This window comes from Almyronema sp., from assembly GCF_052168255.1.
GTDB lineage: Bacteria > Cyanobacteriota > Cyanobacteriia > Phormidesmidales > Phormidesmidaceae > Sphaerothrix > Sphaerothrix epifaneia.
On the sequence record NZ_JBQLZL010000015.1, the window covers coordinates 1 to 14,718 of the forward strand.

13 protein-coding genes are annotated in these 14,718 nt (G+C 51.2%); 5 read left to right on the plus strand and 8 right to left on the minus strand.

Features of this window, described 5'->3' with window-relative positions; genetic code table 11:
- Positions 1 to 112: 112 nt before the first annotated feature.
- Positions 113 to 334 carry a membrane protein insertion efficiency factor YidD gene (gene yidD / locus ACTS3T_RS02550; protein WP_462934723.1) on the minus strand — a complete coding sequence of 74 codons (222 nt, stop codon included), beginning with the start codon at positions 332 to 334 and terminating at the stop codon, positions 113 to 115.
- 87 nt (positions 335 to 421) lie between these two features.
- Positions 422 to 691 (minus strand): hypothetical protein, encoded by a 270-nt coding sequence (locus ACTS3T_RS02555; RefSeq protein WP_462934724.1) that lies wholly within the window; start codon positions 689 to 691, stop codon positions 422 to 424.
- A 439-nt stretch (positions 692 to 1,130) separates the two neighbouring features.
- On the opposite strand from ACTS3T_RS02555, the gene ACTS3T_RS02560 reads away from it, so the two are divergent.
- The gene (locus ACTS3T_RS02560) at positions 1,131 to 1,358 is read left to right on the plus strand and encodes a photosystem II protein, Psb35-related (RefSeq protein WP_462934725.1); all 228 of its coding nucleotides are present in this window, start codon (positions 1,131 to 1,133) and stop codon (positions 1,356 to 1,358) included.
- A 44-nt stretch (positions 1,359 to 1,402) separates the two neighbouring features.
- On the opposite strand, the gene mgsA is transcribed toward ACTS3T_RS02560, so the two are convergent.
- The 4 genes from mgsA to ACTS3T_RS02580 all read right to left on the minus strand — a co-directional run bounded on the left by mgsA (position 1,403) and on the right by ACTS3T_RS02580 (position 9,822).
- A complete protein-coding gene (gene mgsA / locus ACTS3T_RS02565) occupies positions 1,403 to 2,731 on the minus strand; it encodes a methylglyoxal synthase (protein WP_462934726.1) in 1,329 nt (442 codons plus the stop codon).
- Positions 2,732 to 2,751: 20 nt separating this feature from the next.
- Positions 2,752 to 5,550 carry an AAA family ATPase gene (locus tag ACTS3T_RS02570; protein ID WP_462934727.1) on the minus strand — a complete coding sequence of 933 codons (2,799 nt, stop codon included), beginning with the start codon at positions 5,548 to 5,550 and terminating at the stop codon, positions 2,752 to 2,754.
- 67 nt (positions 5,551 to 5,617) lie between these two features.
- Complete coding sequence (locus ACTS3T_RS02575; RefSeq protein ID WP_462934728.1) at positions 5,618 to 8,389, minus strand: nSTAND1 domain-containing NTPase; 2,772 nt, start codon at positions 8,387 to 8,389, stop codon at positions 5,618 to 5,620.
- 860 nt (positions 8,390 to 9,249) lie between these two features.
- The gene (locus ACTS3T_RS02580; RefSeq protein WP_462934729.1) at positions 9,250 to 9,822 is read right to left on the minus strand and encodes a hypothetical protein; all 573 of its coding nucleotides are present in this window, start codon (positions 9,820 to 9,822) and stop codon (positions 9,250 to 9,252) included.
- 268 nt (positions 9,823 to 10,090) lie between these two features.
- On the opposite strand from ACTS3T_RS02580, the gene ACTS3T_RS02585 reads away from it, so the two are divergent.
- Complete coding sequence (locus ACTS3T_RS02585; protein WP_462934730.1) at positions 10,091 to 10,984, plus strand: alpha/beta fold hydrolase; 894 nt, start codon at positions 10,091 to 10,093, stop codon at positions 10,982 to 10,984.
- Here the strand turns inward: ACTS3T_RS02585 and ACTS3T_RS02590 are convergent.
- A complete protein-coding gene (locus tag ACTS3T_RS02590) occupies positions 10,965 to 11,189 on the minus strand; it encodes a hypothetical protein (RefSeq protein WP_462934731.1) in 225 nt (74 codons plus the stop codon). The genes ACTS3T_RS02585 and ACTS3T_RS02590 overlap by 20 nt on opposite strands.
- Positions 11,190 to 11,378: 189 nt before the next feature.
- Between ACTS3T_RS02590 and ACTS3T_RS02595 the strand changes: the two genes are divergently transcribed.
- Entirely contained in the window at positions 11,379 to 11,693 is a 315-nt protein-coding gene (locus ACTS3T_RS02595; protein ID WP_462934732.1) for a hypothetical protein, read from the plus strand.
- Here the strand turns inward: ACTS3T_RS02595 and ACTS3T_RS02600 are convergent.
- On the minus strand, positions 11,629 to 12,633 hold the full coding sequence (locus ACTS3T_RS02600) for a zinc-binding dehydrogenase (RefSeq protein WP_462934733.1): 1,005 nt from the start codon (positions 12,631 to 12,633) through the stop codon (positions 11,629 to 11,631). The genes ACTS3T_RS02595 and ACTS3T_RS02600 overlap by 65 nt on opposite strands.
- Positions 12,634 to 13,161: 528 nt before the next feature.
- Here ACTS3T_RS02600 and ACTS3T_RS02605 point away from each other — a divergent pair.
- Both ACTS3T_RS02605 and ACTS3T_RS02610 read left to right on the plus strand, forming a co-directional pair.
- The gene (locus ACTS3T_RS02605; protein WP_462934734.1) at positions 13,162 to 13,641 is read left to right on the plus strand and encodes a hypothetical protein; all 480 of its coding nucleotides are present in this window, start codon (positions 13,162 to 13,164) and stop codon (positions 13,639 to 13,641) included.
- 144 nt (positions 13,642 to 13,785) lie between these two features.
- A complete protein-coding gene (locus ACTS3T_RS02610) occupies positions 13,786 to 14,658 on the plus strand; it encodes an RnfABCDGE type electron transport complex subunit D (RefSeq protein ID WP_462934735.1) in 873 nt (290 codons plus the stop codon).
- The last annotated feature ends 60 nt before the right edge of the window (positions 14,659 to 14,718 follow it).

A 14,718-nucleotide genomic window follows, 5' to 3' on the forward strand; every position in this document is an offset into this window, starting at 1 on the left:
CTGCACTCAGGCGATCGCCTAGATGTCTAAAAACGGGCAAAGCTTAGCCACCTTTGCCCCCAGCCGCTCAGATCAGAGCCAAGCGGCTGTTTAGCACAGAGGCGATCGCCGCTTACTCTTCCATAGGTGGCACCGGATCATAGCCACCCGGATGAAACGGATGACAGCGCAAAATTCGGCGAATGGCCAGACCACTGCCGCGCCAGGGGCCAAAGCGCTCAATTGCCGTTAACGCATATTGCGAACAGGTGGGCTGAAAACGACAGCTTGGCGGAAACAGCGGCGAAATTAGCTGCCGATAAAGGCCAATAGCACCCAGTAAAAGTCTTGTCATCGCCTGCCCCCTTATGCAGATAAACCGTTTGCCTTCAAACTGCTGATGCGATCGCGCAGCCGATAGCAGACGGTTGTGTTTTTTATCCTAGCGAAGTTTGAGGGAAGGCAGGTTAGCCACCACCAGCGCCAACACCAGCTCACAGAGCGATTCAAACGGCTTAAACATCAAAAAGCTAACGCCCAAATCCCAAAAATTAGACTCATAAACGGCGTAATATTCAAACTCCTCAACCGCGATCGCCTGTAAAAAAATGACCAGATTAATCCAGCAATAGTGGAAGAGAGCAGTCCGCACCGCGAACTGTCCCCAAGAAAATCCAGCAGGATGAAAGCGAACGAGAAGATCTTGCATCATGCTCCGTGCCAGCGAGTGATCAAGCGAAAAGCTCAGCCGATAGCAAACGAACCTATCAAGTTGTGAAATTGCTGAATTGGGCGATCGCCAGACAGACTGCTTAGATCGCACTTTCGTCAGCATACTCAAAAAGAGTGGCAACTGAGAAGGGGAATGTACGGATTATTTTGTGGCAACCAGACCCGCTTTAAGGCGATCGCCTCATAGCGCCAACATCAGTTCCAGAGCAGACGGGCGCGGGCGGCTAAGCGGAGCTTAAGTTAGACGGTCTTCTTATCGCAGAAAAACTTTTTAGTCAACTTTAGTTGACACTTCGTTACAAAGGAGGCTATATTGTTTACAGTTAGTTACAAAGCTGATTTAACCAGCCTGAGCCAGCCGTATCCATTCTTAGCTGGCAACCCTTTATTAACTGTTCTAGAAATAAGGAGATATAGATATGGCAATCGTAATTGCACTGTTAGTCGTTGGTTGGGTAGCTGTAGCCCTAATTGGCAGCCAAGCTTATTTCCGGGGTGAGCAGTCCAAGCCTATCCACGAGCGCAACTGGAATTCTAGCGGCTTCGAGGCGATCGCCACTTCCGTCACTGGCCAAACCACCGACTACAGCAACCGCACCCCTGCTTACAGCGGTGATGCTTACACCAGCGAACTGCTGGCTAAGTAGTCAGCCCTTTTCCGGTAGGGCCAATTGAGAAACCGACAACTGGTTTATTTGTTCTGAGAGTCATCATTAGCTTCTAGCAAATCGCTAGGAGCTTTTTCTTTGACAATCGGCGGCAGTTGAGGCACCAAAACCACCAAGCTGCGAGGCTGACAGACAATTTCAACCGGGGTAGTGCCGATAATTTCACCATCAAGCACTACTTTTTGCGGCGGCGTTGTCTCAATGCGAATTTGAGCAGTGCGCAAAGCTACCATATCTTCGCGTTCCGGTGTGGTTTGCACCAGCGCTGAGCCGAACAGGTTCAGCAGCGTATTCACACTTTGCAGCTTGGTTTGGGCGGTTGAAATTGTCACATCTAGCAAGCCGTCATTGACGATCACCTGCCCCAAGCCTTGCGCTAACACCGAAGTCGGCGGGGCGGCATTGGCAATGGTGACTGCCCCCGACTGAAACTCCCGAATTTCGCCGTTAATCTCAATTTGGGTTTCAAACAGTTCTTGCTCGTTAAGCTGCTGAATGCCCGCAAAAATATAGCCCAATACGCCAAATCGCGCTTTGAGGTCACCATCGGCACGCTCTACCATGCCTGCTTCGTAGCCAATGCCAGCCAATAGCGTCATGGTTTGGTCGTTGCAGCGAGCAGTGTCGATCACCGTGGTCATTCCCGTCAAAATCACTTCGCAGGCTGCCCGCAAATCAGACGGAATATTTAAGACAGCCGCCAAGGCGTTGGCCGTGCCACGCGGCAAAATGCCCAGAGGAATTTCGGTGTTAACCAGGGTACTGGCGACGGCAGAAACCGTTCCATCCCCGCCAGAGGCAATTAGCAAATCTGCCCCCGCTGCGATCGCCTGTTTGGCCAGCGTCGTTGCGTCTATTGTGGGGGTTGTGCAGTGCACCGCTAGGTGAAGTCGTGGCTCTAGCACCTCGCGAATCAGGCTTAGCTGTTGCTGGGCATTACCCTGACCAGAAGCCGGATTAAAAATTAAATGGGCAACGCGCTGTCTGGCAAACTGGTTCAATAGCGCTTCAGCCGTTGCCAGGTTGGTTGCCAGTGGCACATTGTGTACGTTACAAATGCGCAATAAGGCATTGATGTCGGGTTCGTGCGGTTGGGCGTAGAGCGGGTCAATCAAAAAAATGACTGCTAATACGTCTTGACTGGCAACCTGGGCTGATATTTGGGCATCTCCTCCCAACGGCCCAGACAGCATTAGCTCAACGCTCAAGCGGGTATTGGCCTGTATGCGTTTTCCGGTTGTGCCAGTAGCAATCAGGTCGTAGCGCTGCAACACATCTTGATAGCGCTGGGCTAGGGTTACCATGTCATCTTTTTTGCCATCATGGGCAATCAGCGCGATCGTCGTCGGCATAAATCACCGTTACAGGTAAATTAGTTTTCTCGTTCTACTAAGATGACGTTTTCCGTTACTTTCTCAAACGTATCGTCATGACTAATTACAAAGAGCTGATTAAAGGTTCTAATCCGGGCGATCGCCTCTGCTAAGCTATCGCGTCGGGGACGATCCATATTCGTCGTCGGTTCATCAAAAAAGGCAATGTCGATATCAGCCAGCACCTTTAAGAGGGCTAGGCGTACTGCCAGGGCTGCACACATTTGCTCGCCGCCAGAAAGGTTGATAAAGCGGCGACTATGCGCACCCTCTTGCACCAGAATTTCATAGTCCCGTGTCCAGGTGAGGGCAACGTTTTGTCGATTCAACAGTTCGCGAAACAACCGATCGGCTTCTCGTGAAATACTTTGCACATAGCGTTCAGTAATGCGCGGCCCCGCTTCTTTGTAAACCTTACGGGCAAAGTTGATAAAGCGGCGCAGGCGATCGCGCTGCTTTAAGTCACTTTGGGCGCGATCGCGTCTTTCGGCTATTTGCTGGAGGTCGGCGAGTTGCTGATCCAGGGTTTGCAACAGTTGTTGCTGCTGCGGCAAACTGCCAAGCAGGCGATCGACTTGAGATTGGGTTTGCTGATAGGCGTGTTCGAGCTGCGGCAGGCGCTGTGGGTCGTAGCTTTGCTGAAGCTGTTCAAGCTGCTGCTGCTGCTGAGTCTGGCTGGCTTGCAACTGAGTAAGTTCTGTCGTGGCGGTTGCTAGCGCTGTAGCCAGTTGAGGCTGCGCTTGGGCTAGCTGCTGGTTTTGTAAATAGAGCAGATAGCCTGCCTGATGGGTTTGTTGTTGCTGGCGCAGGTCAGCCATTTGGGTGGCAAGGGTGGCAAACTGGCTAAGCTGCTGATCGATGTGGTTGAGCTGGGTTTGAATATCGGCTTGTGTCGCAGCAAGTTGTTGCTGGCGGGCTTGAACGTGCGGCTGTTGTTGCAGCGATCGCTCTAGAAAAAAGTGCCGACTGCGTGGATCTTGTAGCGCTGCGATCGCTGTTGCGATCTGGTTGTGCTGTTGCTGTAGCGTATCGGCGGTGGCTAAATCGGTTTGCAAAGCTTGAAGCTGCTGCTGCAAATCGGTTTGTTGCTGCTGAAGTTGCTGTAGCCGATTTTGGTGCAGCGGCAGCGCCGCCAAGTCTGAGCGTTGTTGATAAGCGTGCTGCAATTGCTGACGTAGCTGGTTTAATTGCTGCTGTAGGTGGCTAGCGGATGCTTGCGTCGCCAGGTCTTGCAAAATACTGGCGATCGCAGCGACAGTGGCCTGGTTGAGTTCTAGCCCAGCCGTAATCGCTTGACGTAGCGACTCAAGCGCTTCGTGGCTGAGCAGGGGCGCACTTTGTTGAATGACGGCTAAATTTTGCAGGGCGGTTTGAGCCTGAGTGGTATAGCGATCGCCCTGGCAACGGTTATTGTCTAGCAGTTGCTTCAGCTCGGCTTCAAACTGCTGGGCGGCTTCTACCCGGCTAATTTGCTGTTGCAGGCGATCGCGCTGTTGTTCTTGGGTCGAGATCTGGGCAACGGCGGCCTGCAGTGGTTGTAAACGCTGTAGGCGCTGCTCTATATCCGAGATTTCGGCTGTTACCTGGCTAAGCTGCTGCTGTAAGGCTTGCTGAGTTAGCCGTTGCTGTTGTTGGGTTTGCTGCTGCTGGGCGATCGCCTGTAGCTGCGCTTCTAAATCCGTTTGCTGCTGTACCAGCGGCTGTAGCTGTTTGAGTTCAGCCTGAGTCGTGGTCAGTTGTTCAAGTTGCAGCGTTAGACGGGTTAGTTCGGTTTGTTGCTGAATGAGTTGCTGCTGTAGAGTCTGCCGCTGGGTCTGCAACTGCTGTTGCTGCTGCTGTTGACTTGCTAGCGGCTGTAGGGCGGCTTCGGCTTTTTTGTAAGCTTCATAGGTGGATTGCTGAGCGGTGCAAATGGCTACTGCTTGCTGGGCTTGCTGCAAATTTTGCTCAAGTAGTTGCTGGGCTTGCTGCTTAGCCTGCACCTGGGTCTGAGCCTGCTGGCATTGTTGCTGGCATTGCTGTAGCTGGTTGACCTGCTGCCGCTGCTGTTGGCACTGCTCAAGCAGTTCTGCCAACCGCGCCTGTTGCTGCTGCAACTGAGTTTTGCTGTTGCTCAGGTCTTGGCTAATCTGCTGCTGTTGTTGCTGCAGAGCCGCCCAATTTTGCAACCTTTCTTCGTACTGATCAATTTCTTGCTGCTTGGCTTCGGCTTGGGCTTCGGCGTATTTTCTCAACAGGTTGGACTGTTTATAAACCGTACGATACGCTTCCACCTTTAAGATGGTGTCGAAAATGGGTTTGCGTTTATCAGGGGGCAGCAAAAAGTCAGCGGTGAAGGTGCCTTGAGGAACGCCGATGGTATTGGCAAAAAGCTGCGCCAAATCAGTGCCGGGGGCAACGCCTAAATGTTGTCTGAGCCAGGGCATCACCTCATCTTTGATGCGGGTATGGGGTAGCCGTTCGCTCAGTTGCGGATCGAAGAGCGTATAGCCTCGGCTAGTGCAACGCTGAACTTCGTAGGTACGGTTGTCGTGGCTTGAGACAAACTCAACTCTGACTTGAGCGCTGCTGCTGCCATTGCGCACTAAGTCTTCTTTTTTGTAGTCGCCCTGGTGGTTAAATAGCACCCAGGCGATCGCTTCGAGTAGGCTGGTTTTGCCTGCGCCATTTTCGCCGCAAATTGCGTTGGTGCCGGGTTGAAACGCAAAGTGGCGATCGCTGTGCGCCTTAAAATTTTTGAGCGTGAGTGAGAGAATCTGCACCATGCCTGCTGCAACGGTTACGACGGCTAAGGGCACTGTTCATCAGTACAGTTGCTCTAATAGCATAACGGCTTCTGCAGAACCTCGCTGTGACGTTGCTCAACTATTGGCAGATTGCCAGCATCGGTGAAGGGGTAGGCCAATGCAGGGGAGAAGGTGGCAGCGCTTTGGCCGATAATCCTGGCGATTGAGGCGTGAAAAATTCTAGCGCTGAGCAGTTTGCCATCGTTGTCGGTGTGGAAGCTGCTAGCTGAGCCACCTGTAGCTGAAATAGCGAAAGCGAATCTAAGGCAGCGGCTGAGCCAGGTTCAATTGCTTGAGGTTGATTGGCTGTTTGAGCTTGAGAAACCTGCAAGACGGTCGATAGCTCGGCAGCGGTTGGCTGGGTTGCTGGCGCACTGGCGATCGCTGTTGACTGTAACGGTTGAGTAGGGGATAGCGCCGTTGCGGTTGGGGTAGATTTCGCCCGCCGCTGCATTTCGGCAATTTCGCCCGTTTGCCCAGCAGACACCGTTTCTTGAGTGCTTTGATGGCTATTTAACAGCCAGACTAACCCGGTTGAGACTACGCAGGGTAGCAAAAATCCTAACAGACCCACCCGTAAGTAAGTGCGACGTCGAACTTGGCGGCTTTGCTTGAGATATTGCTGAGCCAGGGCTGAAGGTTCAGTTGGATGATTCTGCCAAAAAAGCTCTGCCTCAGTCAGGCGATTTTTAGACAGTAAATAGTCGAGGGCTAAAGGCTGGCCTTGCTGCTGCCATTCTTGCGCCGCGGCTTCTAAACGGCGCTGCTGTCTCAAAATCTCTCGCTTTGCTTGCAGCCAGTTGCGCAAAAGTGACCAGCTACGAATCAAAGACTCATGCACAATATCGACTGTGTCAACCGTAACTAAGGCGGCATCCACGCTGGCTGACTGGCTAAGCCAAGACTCTGTCTGTCTACCCATGGGGCTGCTTTGCTGCGTCGAGTTGACAACCACCAGTTTGGCCGTCACTAGCTTTTCTAGCGTTTGCTCAATTAGCTCGGCTGAAAACTCGTGATTGATCAGCTCAGACTTTTGAATTCGGCGGCGGCTGTCTTCTGTCCCTTCGCCTAGCTCACACAAACACAGAAAGATGCGCTGGGCGGCTTGCTGTTCTGCAGCAGAGAGACTTTCGTAAACCGCTGTCGCTCGCTGACTCAAAATTTCGCGAACGCCGCCTAGCTCGGCGTAAGCTTCTAGGGTTAATTGGCTAGTGGGCTGAGAAGCGTTGGCAATTTGCCGATGCCAGAGTTCAGCTAGCGTTAGCTGTAATAGCGGTAGTTCTCCGGGTGCGCCCACTACGTCTAGCAAAATGCTGTAAAGCAGGTTGGGATCGTACTGAATTTTTAGCTTTTTGGCGGGTTCAATGATGATGGATTTAATTTTTTCATAGCTGAGGGCTGTAACCGTCAGCAGGCTTTGACGCATCAAAACCGATAAGGTGGGATATAAATTGAGCGCATCTTTATAGTCTCCGCGCAGAGCCACCACCACCCGCAAGCGCGTTTCAGGTTCCTGCAAAGCTTGTAAAATGCAGTCAAAAAACTTTTGCCGCTGTACCTCGTCGCGGCACTGGCTAAAGATCTCTTCTAGCTGATCAACAATGAGCAGCAGTTGAGGCTTGGTGGCTGTTTGCAGACGAGTCTGCTTTTGCACGACCGTTTGTGAGGAAGACTGGGGTGGGGCAAAGCTAGCTTGAACCAGTTGGTTGAGTCCATGGCCTCCCGCTTCTAGAAAGCCCAGGGCTTGGCGCAACTGCTCGGCTCGGGCTAACCCAATCGCATCGGGATCGATAAAAGCCGTTGCCAGACTGGTAAGGGGTGAGTCAGTCGGCGTGAGGTATTTAATCTGCCATTGGTGGCTACCAGACAGTTTACCCGCTTGCAGTTGATGCACGAGTCCAGCTCGCAACAAAGACGTTTTACCGCTGCTGGATGCGCCAACAACAGCACAAAAACGCTGACGTTCAACGCTTTGCAAGAGTTGAGCCGTTAACTCTTCGCGGCCAAAGAAAAAGTCACCATGTCGTTCGGTAAAGGCAGCCAGCCCTTGATAGGGACAAAACTTCAGCGACAGTTGCTTCAGGCGATCGAGGGTAGAGGTTGGTGAGGTTGGCAGGGCGGCTACATATCTTCCCGCACGGGTCAGGATAATTTCGCTGCCAGAGGTTTCAAACAAAGGTTGTTGAATTTCGCCTTTGAGCTGCTGGCTGACTGAGCGCATCAAGCTGTGACTGGTGACTAAGCCTTGTTCGGCTTGTTCCGGTCTAAGCCCTGCTAAGAGCGCTTCGGTAAAGACGCTGTAGTCGGTTTCGAGCGACTGGTAAGCAGCTTCAAATTCGCGTGAGGCGGCCATAAACAGGCGATCGCTGCCTTGCCGTGCCCCTGGATCCGCTTCTAAAAAGTTCAGCAACTCGCCACTATGGCAGCAATCTAACCAAATGACTTTTTGCGGTACAGGGCTTTCTTGCAGCAGCCGCCGTAGCCAGAAAAGCGACAGACCGTAGATACCTGCTTCGGCATCGGTTTCGCTGGTAGCTAAATAGCCTTCACGAATGCCTGCATTGCGCTGAAAGCCATGACCGGAGAAGTAAAAAACAGCGGTTTGAGGCACCTGTTTGCCCGCTGGCTTAAATAGCTGAATCAGGGCATTTTCTAGCTGCCGCGTAGTAACTGCCGTATGTTGACCGACTTTGGGGGTATTCGCCTCAATAATTTCCGGCATGCGGTGAACTCGAAATTCACCGTAATTTTGCAGGCAACGGGCGATCGCCTCCGCATCATGACTAGGGGCATGGAGTCGCGGCAGTTTTTGATAGTGGCTAATCCCAACCACTAATGCATCTCGTACCATTTGTAGATGACCTCCGGGAAACCGTGACGAGTTGGTTCACTAGCTACCGTTGAGTAGTCTTAGGAAAGGAACTCGGTAAATCGAAAAAGCAATGAATGGAGTGGAAAAAACAGCTGAAAGTCACCCTGTATTTAGCTGTTAAAGCGGAGCATGACGAGGTGAAAACCGTTGTACTCCAAATCGTTTAGTAGAACTTAGAAGACCCAGACAGATAAAAGTTTTTACTGCAAAAATCACAAAAGTGAGAATAAAATCAGTTGCTTCTAAAAAGAGGGTTTCTATGAGAAAAGAGACTCAATAGACAGCCAATGACTGTCTGTGTGAATGGAGAATCACTGGCAGCTCTGATGGGGTTCAAAAAGTTCTAACAATAAAAAAAACTGCGAGTACGTCATCTTTTGGTTAAACCAACTCATAGAAGTTTGGACTAAAACATTGCGGATATTATCGTCACCCGCAGTCTCAACATATCCGCGTTAACCCTTACCCCTCAAGGGGGGTGTTACCCCTAAGGGGTTTGACAGTGTCTCGGCTTACGCAAAGTTTTTACTGAGACCAAGCCCTGTTTTCTCAGGGTTTCTCGCAGTTTTCAGTTCATTGAAGCGGCGAATACTGCAACAATCTCCGTGATTGCCCTGAGCTTTTTAGACTTAATCTGCGTAATTTCTTGGAGTGTGAAATCCCATTCTCCGCTAGATGACGTAACTTTTAGGCAATCTAGAGGATTCGCAAAAATATTAACTTAGTTGTCATAAACGCCAACTAAGAATGTCTTACCAACGCGATCGCTCATAGCGCTTTTCCGCAGCGCTACGAAATAAGATAGGTCAGGTATTTGAAATAAGTTGTATCGGTTTCTGCTATTTGAAGGAGAATTCAGTAATCGCTAGCTGTCCACCCAAACAATGGAACTTAACGCTTTGAATATCGTCCCCTTTGACCTGTAATAATTGATTCGGATCGATGCCAGATTTTGAAGTGGCTAAATTGGCATCTGCAATTTCTTCTTGAGCTACAATGCGCTGCTGCAGATCAAAAGCAATTAACAGCATGGGTCGAGAACAGGTTATGCGACCGCTGACTGATTTAACCGGACGTGCAAAAGAGGCTTTGATCCAACCTGACTTAGGCGAACTTGTAACCAAGCGATCGCTAGCGTAAGTTGGATAAGCCGGATTAGACGGCTCAACGACAACAGCATTATCGAAGATAACGCCCAAATGCTGAAACTGATCGCTGAGTAGGGTAAAAGGAGGTAAGCTCTCCCAGTCCAAGCGCGTTTCGGTAACGGAGCGAGGAGCTAGCGGCGCCTCTGTTGCCAGTTTGATGTCTAAAAAGGCTGGGATAGCCTCTACCGCAGTGCTGTCCCGCTCGTATTCGTCCACGCTGAAGGGTGGCGCTGGCATCGGAGGCCGGGAGTGTTGAGGAATCATAGATGAAGACTGGGTAAAAGGACGCTAAAGACTGCTTTCTGCCTGATTCAATAAAATCCGAACAATCTAGTAGATGCCTTCACCCATACTTTGACACAGTTGCTCAAAAAAACATGAGCTAAAACCGCAAATATACGCATTTTGGCCTAAAGAGATCAGCATAGGGCGAGGATCCTCTCATTGGCTGCATTCCCTTCTATCATGCCATAACATCTTTAAAAGACTGTTCCTTTTCTTAATCAGTTCCTTACAAAACTTCTTTAAAGTAATGTTGATTCCACCCGGATTTGTCGCTAACTCAGTGGTGACGCCGCTGGGCACTATGGTCTACTACGCATCTAGCGACGCTGATGCACCCGCCAGAGCCAGTCAAACCCTAGTATTTTTTCATGGTTTTGGCGGTGGTGCTTCTGCCTACGAGTGGTCAAAGGTTTACCCCGCCTTTGCAGATCGCTACCGGGTATTGGCGGCTGATCTGCTGGGGTGGGGCCGTTCGGATCATCCTCAGCGGCGCTATCAGCTAGCAGATTATCTCAGCACGATGGCGAATTTTCTGGCGCAAGTGGGACAAGAGCCTGTAGTGGCGATCGCTTCGTCTTTAACCGCAGCTATGCTTATTCGGCTGGCGATCGCTCAGCCGCAGCTATTTCAGGCTTTGATTTTGGTTGCCCCCGCAGGGCTGGCTGATTTCGGCAAAGACTACGGCAGCTTGTTTGCTCAACTGGCCAGCTTGCCCTGGCTAGATCAACTGCTATATAAAGGTGCGATCGCCACTGAATTGGGCATTCGCAGTTTTTTAGAGCAGCGACAATTTGCCCGTAGTCAACGGATTTCGCCCGAAATGGTCAGGGCTTATTGGCAATCAGCTCAGCAACCCCAGGCAGAAGTGGCTGCCTGGGCTTTTGTCAAAGGTGATCTTTGTTTTGACGTGGCTCAAGGGATTGAGCAGCTCTCTATGCCAACGGCTTTGCTTTGGGGGCGCGAAGCTCAGTTTACGCCCCCTGAAATAGGTCAGCGGCTGATGGCGCTCAATCCGCAAGCCTTGCAAGCAATGGAAATTTTAGACGGTGTTGGTCTAACGCCGCAGCTTGAAGTTCCGGCAATCACCATTGGCTTGATCGAGCAATGGCTCAAAGTATTGACTACAAAAACAACACCATAATCACGACGAAGGTTAAAAAGGTCGCCACCACCTTACCGAAAATACCTGCTTCTTCGTCGGCAGATTTCAACTCACGTTTGAAGTCGCAGCTAATGCACTGATATTTGCCCTCCTCTTTGACGATAGTGTGCTTGCCACACTTAGGACATTCCAACAAAGACGGCGTAACGAGATAGACAGCGTTGTCAGGCAGGGGGGTTTGCATAGGACCTCGCAAAGTCTAAAAGTGGATAGACGCATAGCGTTGTTTCTAGAATGCCGGAGGCGCAAGGGGTTCGTCGATACGGGAAAGTTCAGCAAAACTCTGGAAGAAAGTCAGGTCTCTCTCTGTAGGTATAGGCAGACTTGCTGACAAAAAGATATAAAAGTTTACAGTTGCTGCTGGTGAATAGATATGCCCCTTCCCCTTGTGGTTCCTGAATCGCAGTTGCAAGTTTTTAACTTTTACAGCCAAAAACATGCCTATCGCGCGGCTCTTTTTGGCAACTTGGTGTACAAGTTTATGAACACGTTTGCCTTGGCGCAGCAAGAAGAAGCTTTCCAGTTTTCGCGCCAACTGGCCGCTCAAGGCTATGCCACGTTAATGTCAGTCGCTGCGGATACTTATCGCATTTGGGTGGATGTTTGCTTAGCCGATTCAGACCCTAAGGAACCAGAATTAACTTCCCCACATGCTGTCCCTGCGCCATCACGGTGTGAGCTTGTCTAACTTGGTGCAGAGCAAACTTCTTGGCTACGGGCAGTTGATAGGTACCAGCGGCCATGCCCTCTAGAATGTGGGTGTAGGCCACCTGTTCGCGATCGCTGCCTGATAAAGCGTTAAACAACCAGCCGCGAATGGCGGCTTGCTTGCGAATTAACGGGGCGACGTCTACCACGTCTGGTTGGCCGAGCAAACCATAAATCCAAAGGGTTCCACCAGGGGCTAGCAGCCGAATCTCCTGGTTGAGAAAACTCCCAGCGGCGATTGGGTCAAAAATAACGTCTACACCTCTGCCCTGGGTGATTTGCTTCACTTGCCGCCACCAGTCGGCATCGTCGGTGACGACTAAATGATCGTACCGAGCCGCTGGCATGGACCCTAGCTGATTTGCTTTCTCGGCACTGCGGGTTGTCCCTATGGTTAAACCACCATACTGTTTGACAATTTGCGCCGCTGCGATCGCCACACTGCTGCTAGCCGCTGGAATCAGGACGCTCTGCCCCGGCTGTAGCTGCTGCTGCCAGATTAAGCAACCCCAGGCAGTCGCATAAGATAGCCAGATTGCGCCGATCAGATCATCTGCGATCGCGGCGGGGACTAAAACGGTTTGGCTAGCTTCAACCAAATAATGAGATCGATACGTTCCCTGACCTAACCCTTGGCTGGCGGAGGCATCTAGCCTGAGCGTGACCCGCTGACCACAGTGGCGATCGCTGACCTCAGGCCCGACTTGTTCAATGTAGCCACCGCCTTCTAGCCCCGGTGTGAACGGTGGATCGCCTGAAATTAGGCGATATTCGCCTCGACGCGCCATGAGGTCAGCATGATTCATGCCAATACTCATCAAACGCACCACCACCTGTTGCCCTTGGGGGCTAGGAACAGGCTGCTCAACCAGCCGCATTTGGTCAACTGAGCCAAAGGCTTCGACAACAACCCGGTACATCAGAGGCTAAAGACTAAAGGTACGTTCTCACAATCGTGGCTAAAGAAGCGCCGAGCAGAATAGCCCACACCAGCCACTCAATCCGACTTACTTTGCTAAACACATTGATTTCCTATCGCTCAGTTTGTTCGCTCAGTTTGTTTTTGCCAGAAGCACCGCCGCTACTTCTGAGCCAACCCTATCACTTCTCAACTATGTCACCCAATCCTCTGCTTTCGACCAGGCTCCAAGCGATTTTGTCTCAAAGTCTCTCTTAGAGATTAAACCTTGCTTTAGCCCCCACGGCTCGTTTACAAAGGACTGATAAAGATTGTCTGTGATACCCGGATCTATCAGTAGTTTCTTTTAGGCTAGAAAGAGACATATCCGTGGATATAACCAGATAAATTGGCTTTCCTCCCGCTTGGCAAGCTCAACTTAGGGGTGCGAATTTTAACAAATAGATAGTACAAGCTTAAGGTAGCGTCGCTACTTTAGGTGATCTTGTGCAAAAACATGGACTTTTCCCCGTTTCGATCAGCAAACGCTATGCAAGTCAGCCGGATCAATTCAGTACAGTGCAAGAGCTGGGTTAACCGCGATCGCCCCCATCAGGGCTTGCAGACTACCCAGTTTAAGTTTCATTATCGCTTTGGGTCTGAGCAATGGGTTCAAGGCACTGTACGCGGCCAGTTGTTGGCCAATTTGCCTAACTTAGCGTTTAACCTGCACGCTGTAGAAGCCGTTTATCTCGATCGAGCCAATCAAGTTCGCCTTCACTTCAACCAGGGGTTTGGTCAATTTCACTTAGACTCTCCCAAAGTGCTGTTTTTGGGAACCAATACCGTATCAGGCGCTTTTTTTAGCTTTAACGATCGAGGAAGCGAAGCTTCGGTTTTTGATGGCTCTCATTGGATTGCTTCTGGCTGGGAGCCGAGTCGGTGGCTTTTGCAAGAAGTGCCTGTTAACCTTAGGCGATCGTGGCGGCAAAGGTCAGTGGCAACCTCAGCAGCGTCTTCTCCCCTTTAAGCCGATTCAAGTTTGGCTTAACCCCCAGGCTAGCTGGCAAAAGTGCCTGTCTGAGCTTCGTTACAGAACCTGAAACTATTCCCTATTTTTCGATCGCAGTCGCCATACTGGAGGGCAACGTTAGCTGGCAAGGGAGGTAGACCATTGCTGCGCGATGCTCGTGATTACCAGATTGTTTTTTTAACGCTTTTTCTGCTGCTGGGCATTGCCCTGCGAGATTGGACACTGCGGCCTGAGATGGTAGGAACCGCTGTTGTTACCTGTTTGGCTAGCCAGGGGGTACTGTCTTGGCTGGCGGGGCAGTGGGGCAAAGGTCAGCAACTGGCTCCTGCGATCGCCCCTTCCCCACCACCGCCTTGCTTTTATTTAAACTGGCGCAGTCCTTTAATTACAGCTTTAGGGCTGAGTTTGCTGCTGCGCGTCGATCACCTCAGCACGATGGCGCTGGCAGCAAGTCTGGCGATCGCCAGTAAGTTTTTTCTCAAAACAACAGACAAACACTTTTTCAACCCCGCCAATTTTGGCATTATTGCGGTGCTGTTGCTTAGCCATGATGCCTGGGTATCACCAGGGCAATGGGGCGAAGAGACTTGGTATGGCCTGATATTTCTGGGCGCAGGGGGGCTGGTTCTCAAGCGCGTTGGCCGATGGGATACCACGGTAGCCTTTTTAGGCAGCTATGCCTTGTTAGAAGGCTGGCGCAATTTCTATTTGGGCTGGACGTGGGACGTGCTGGCACATCGCTTAATGAGCGGATCGCTGCTGCTGTTCGCTTTGTTTATGGTGACTGACCCGCGATCGATTCCCAATGCCAGACCTGCTCGGTTGATTTGGGCGGCGGCGATCGCCCTGCTCACCTTCATCCTGCGTAACTATTTTTATCAGCCTGACGCCGTGTTTTGGGCGCTCTTTATCCTTTCTCCTACCACGCTGCTGTTCGATCGCTTTTGGAGCGCTCAACGGTTTGAGTGGCAGGTTCAGCGCCTCAACCCGCCAACTTTGGCCGATAGCGTTTAAGCGCGTTTAAGCCAGAAAGCACAAATCCGGTGTCTGCACGCCGAGCCAAAACGCGGTTAG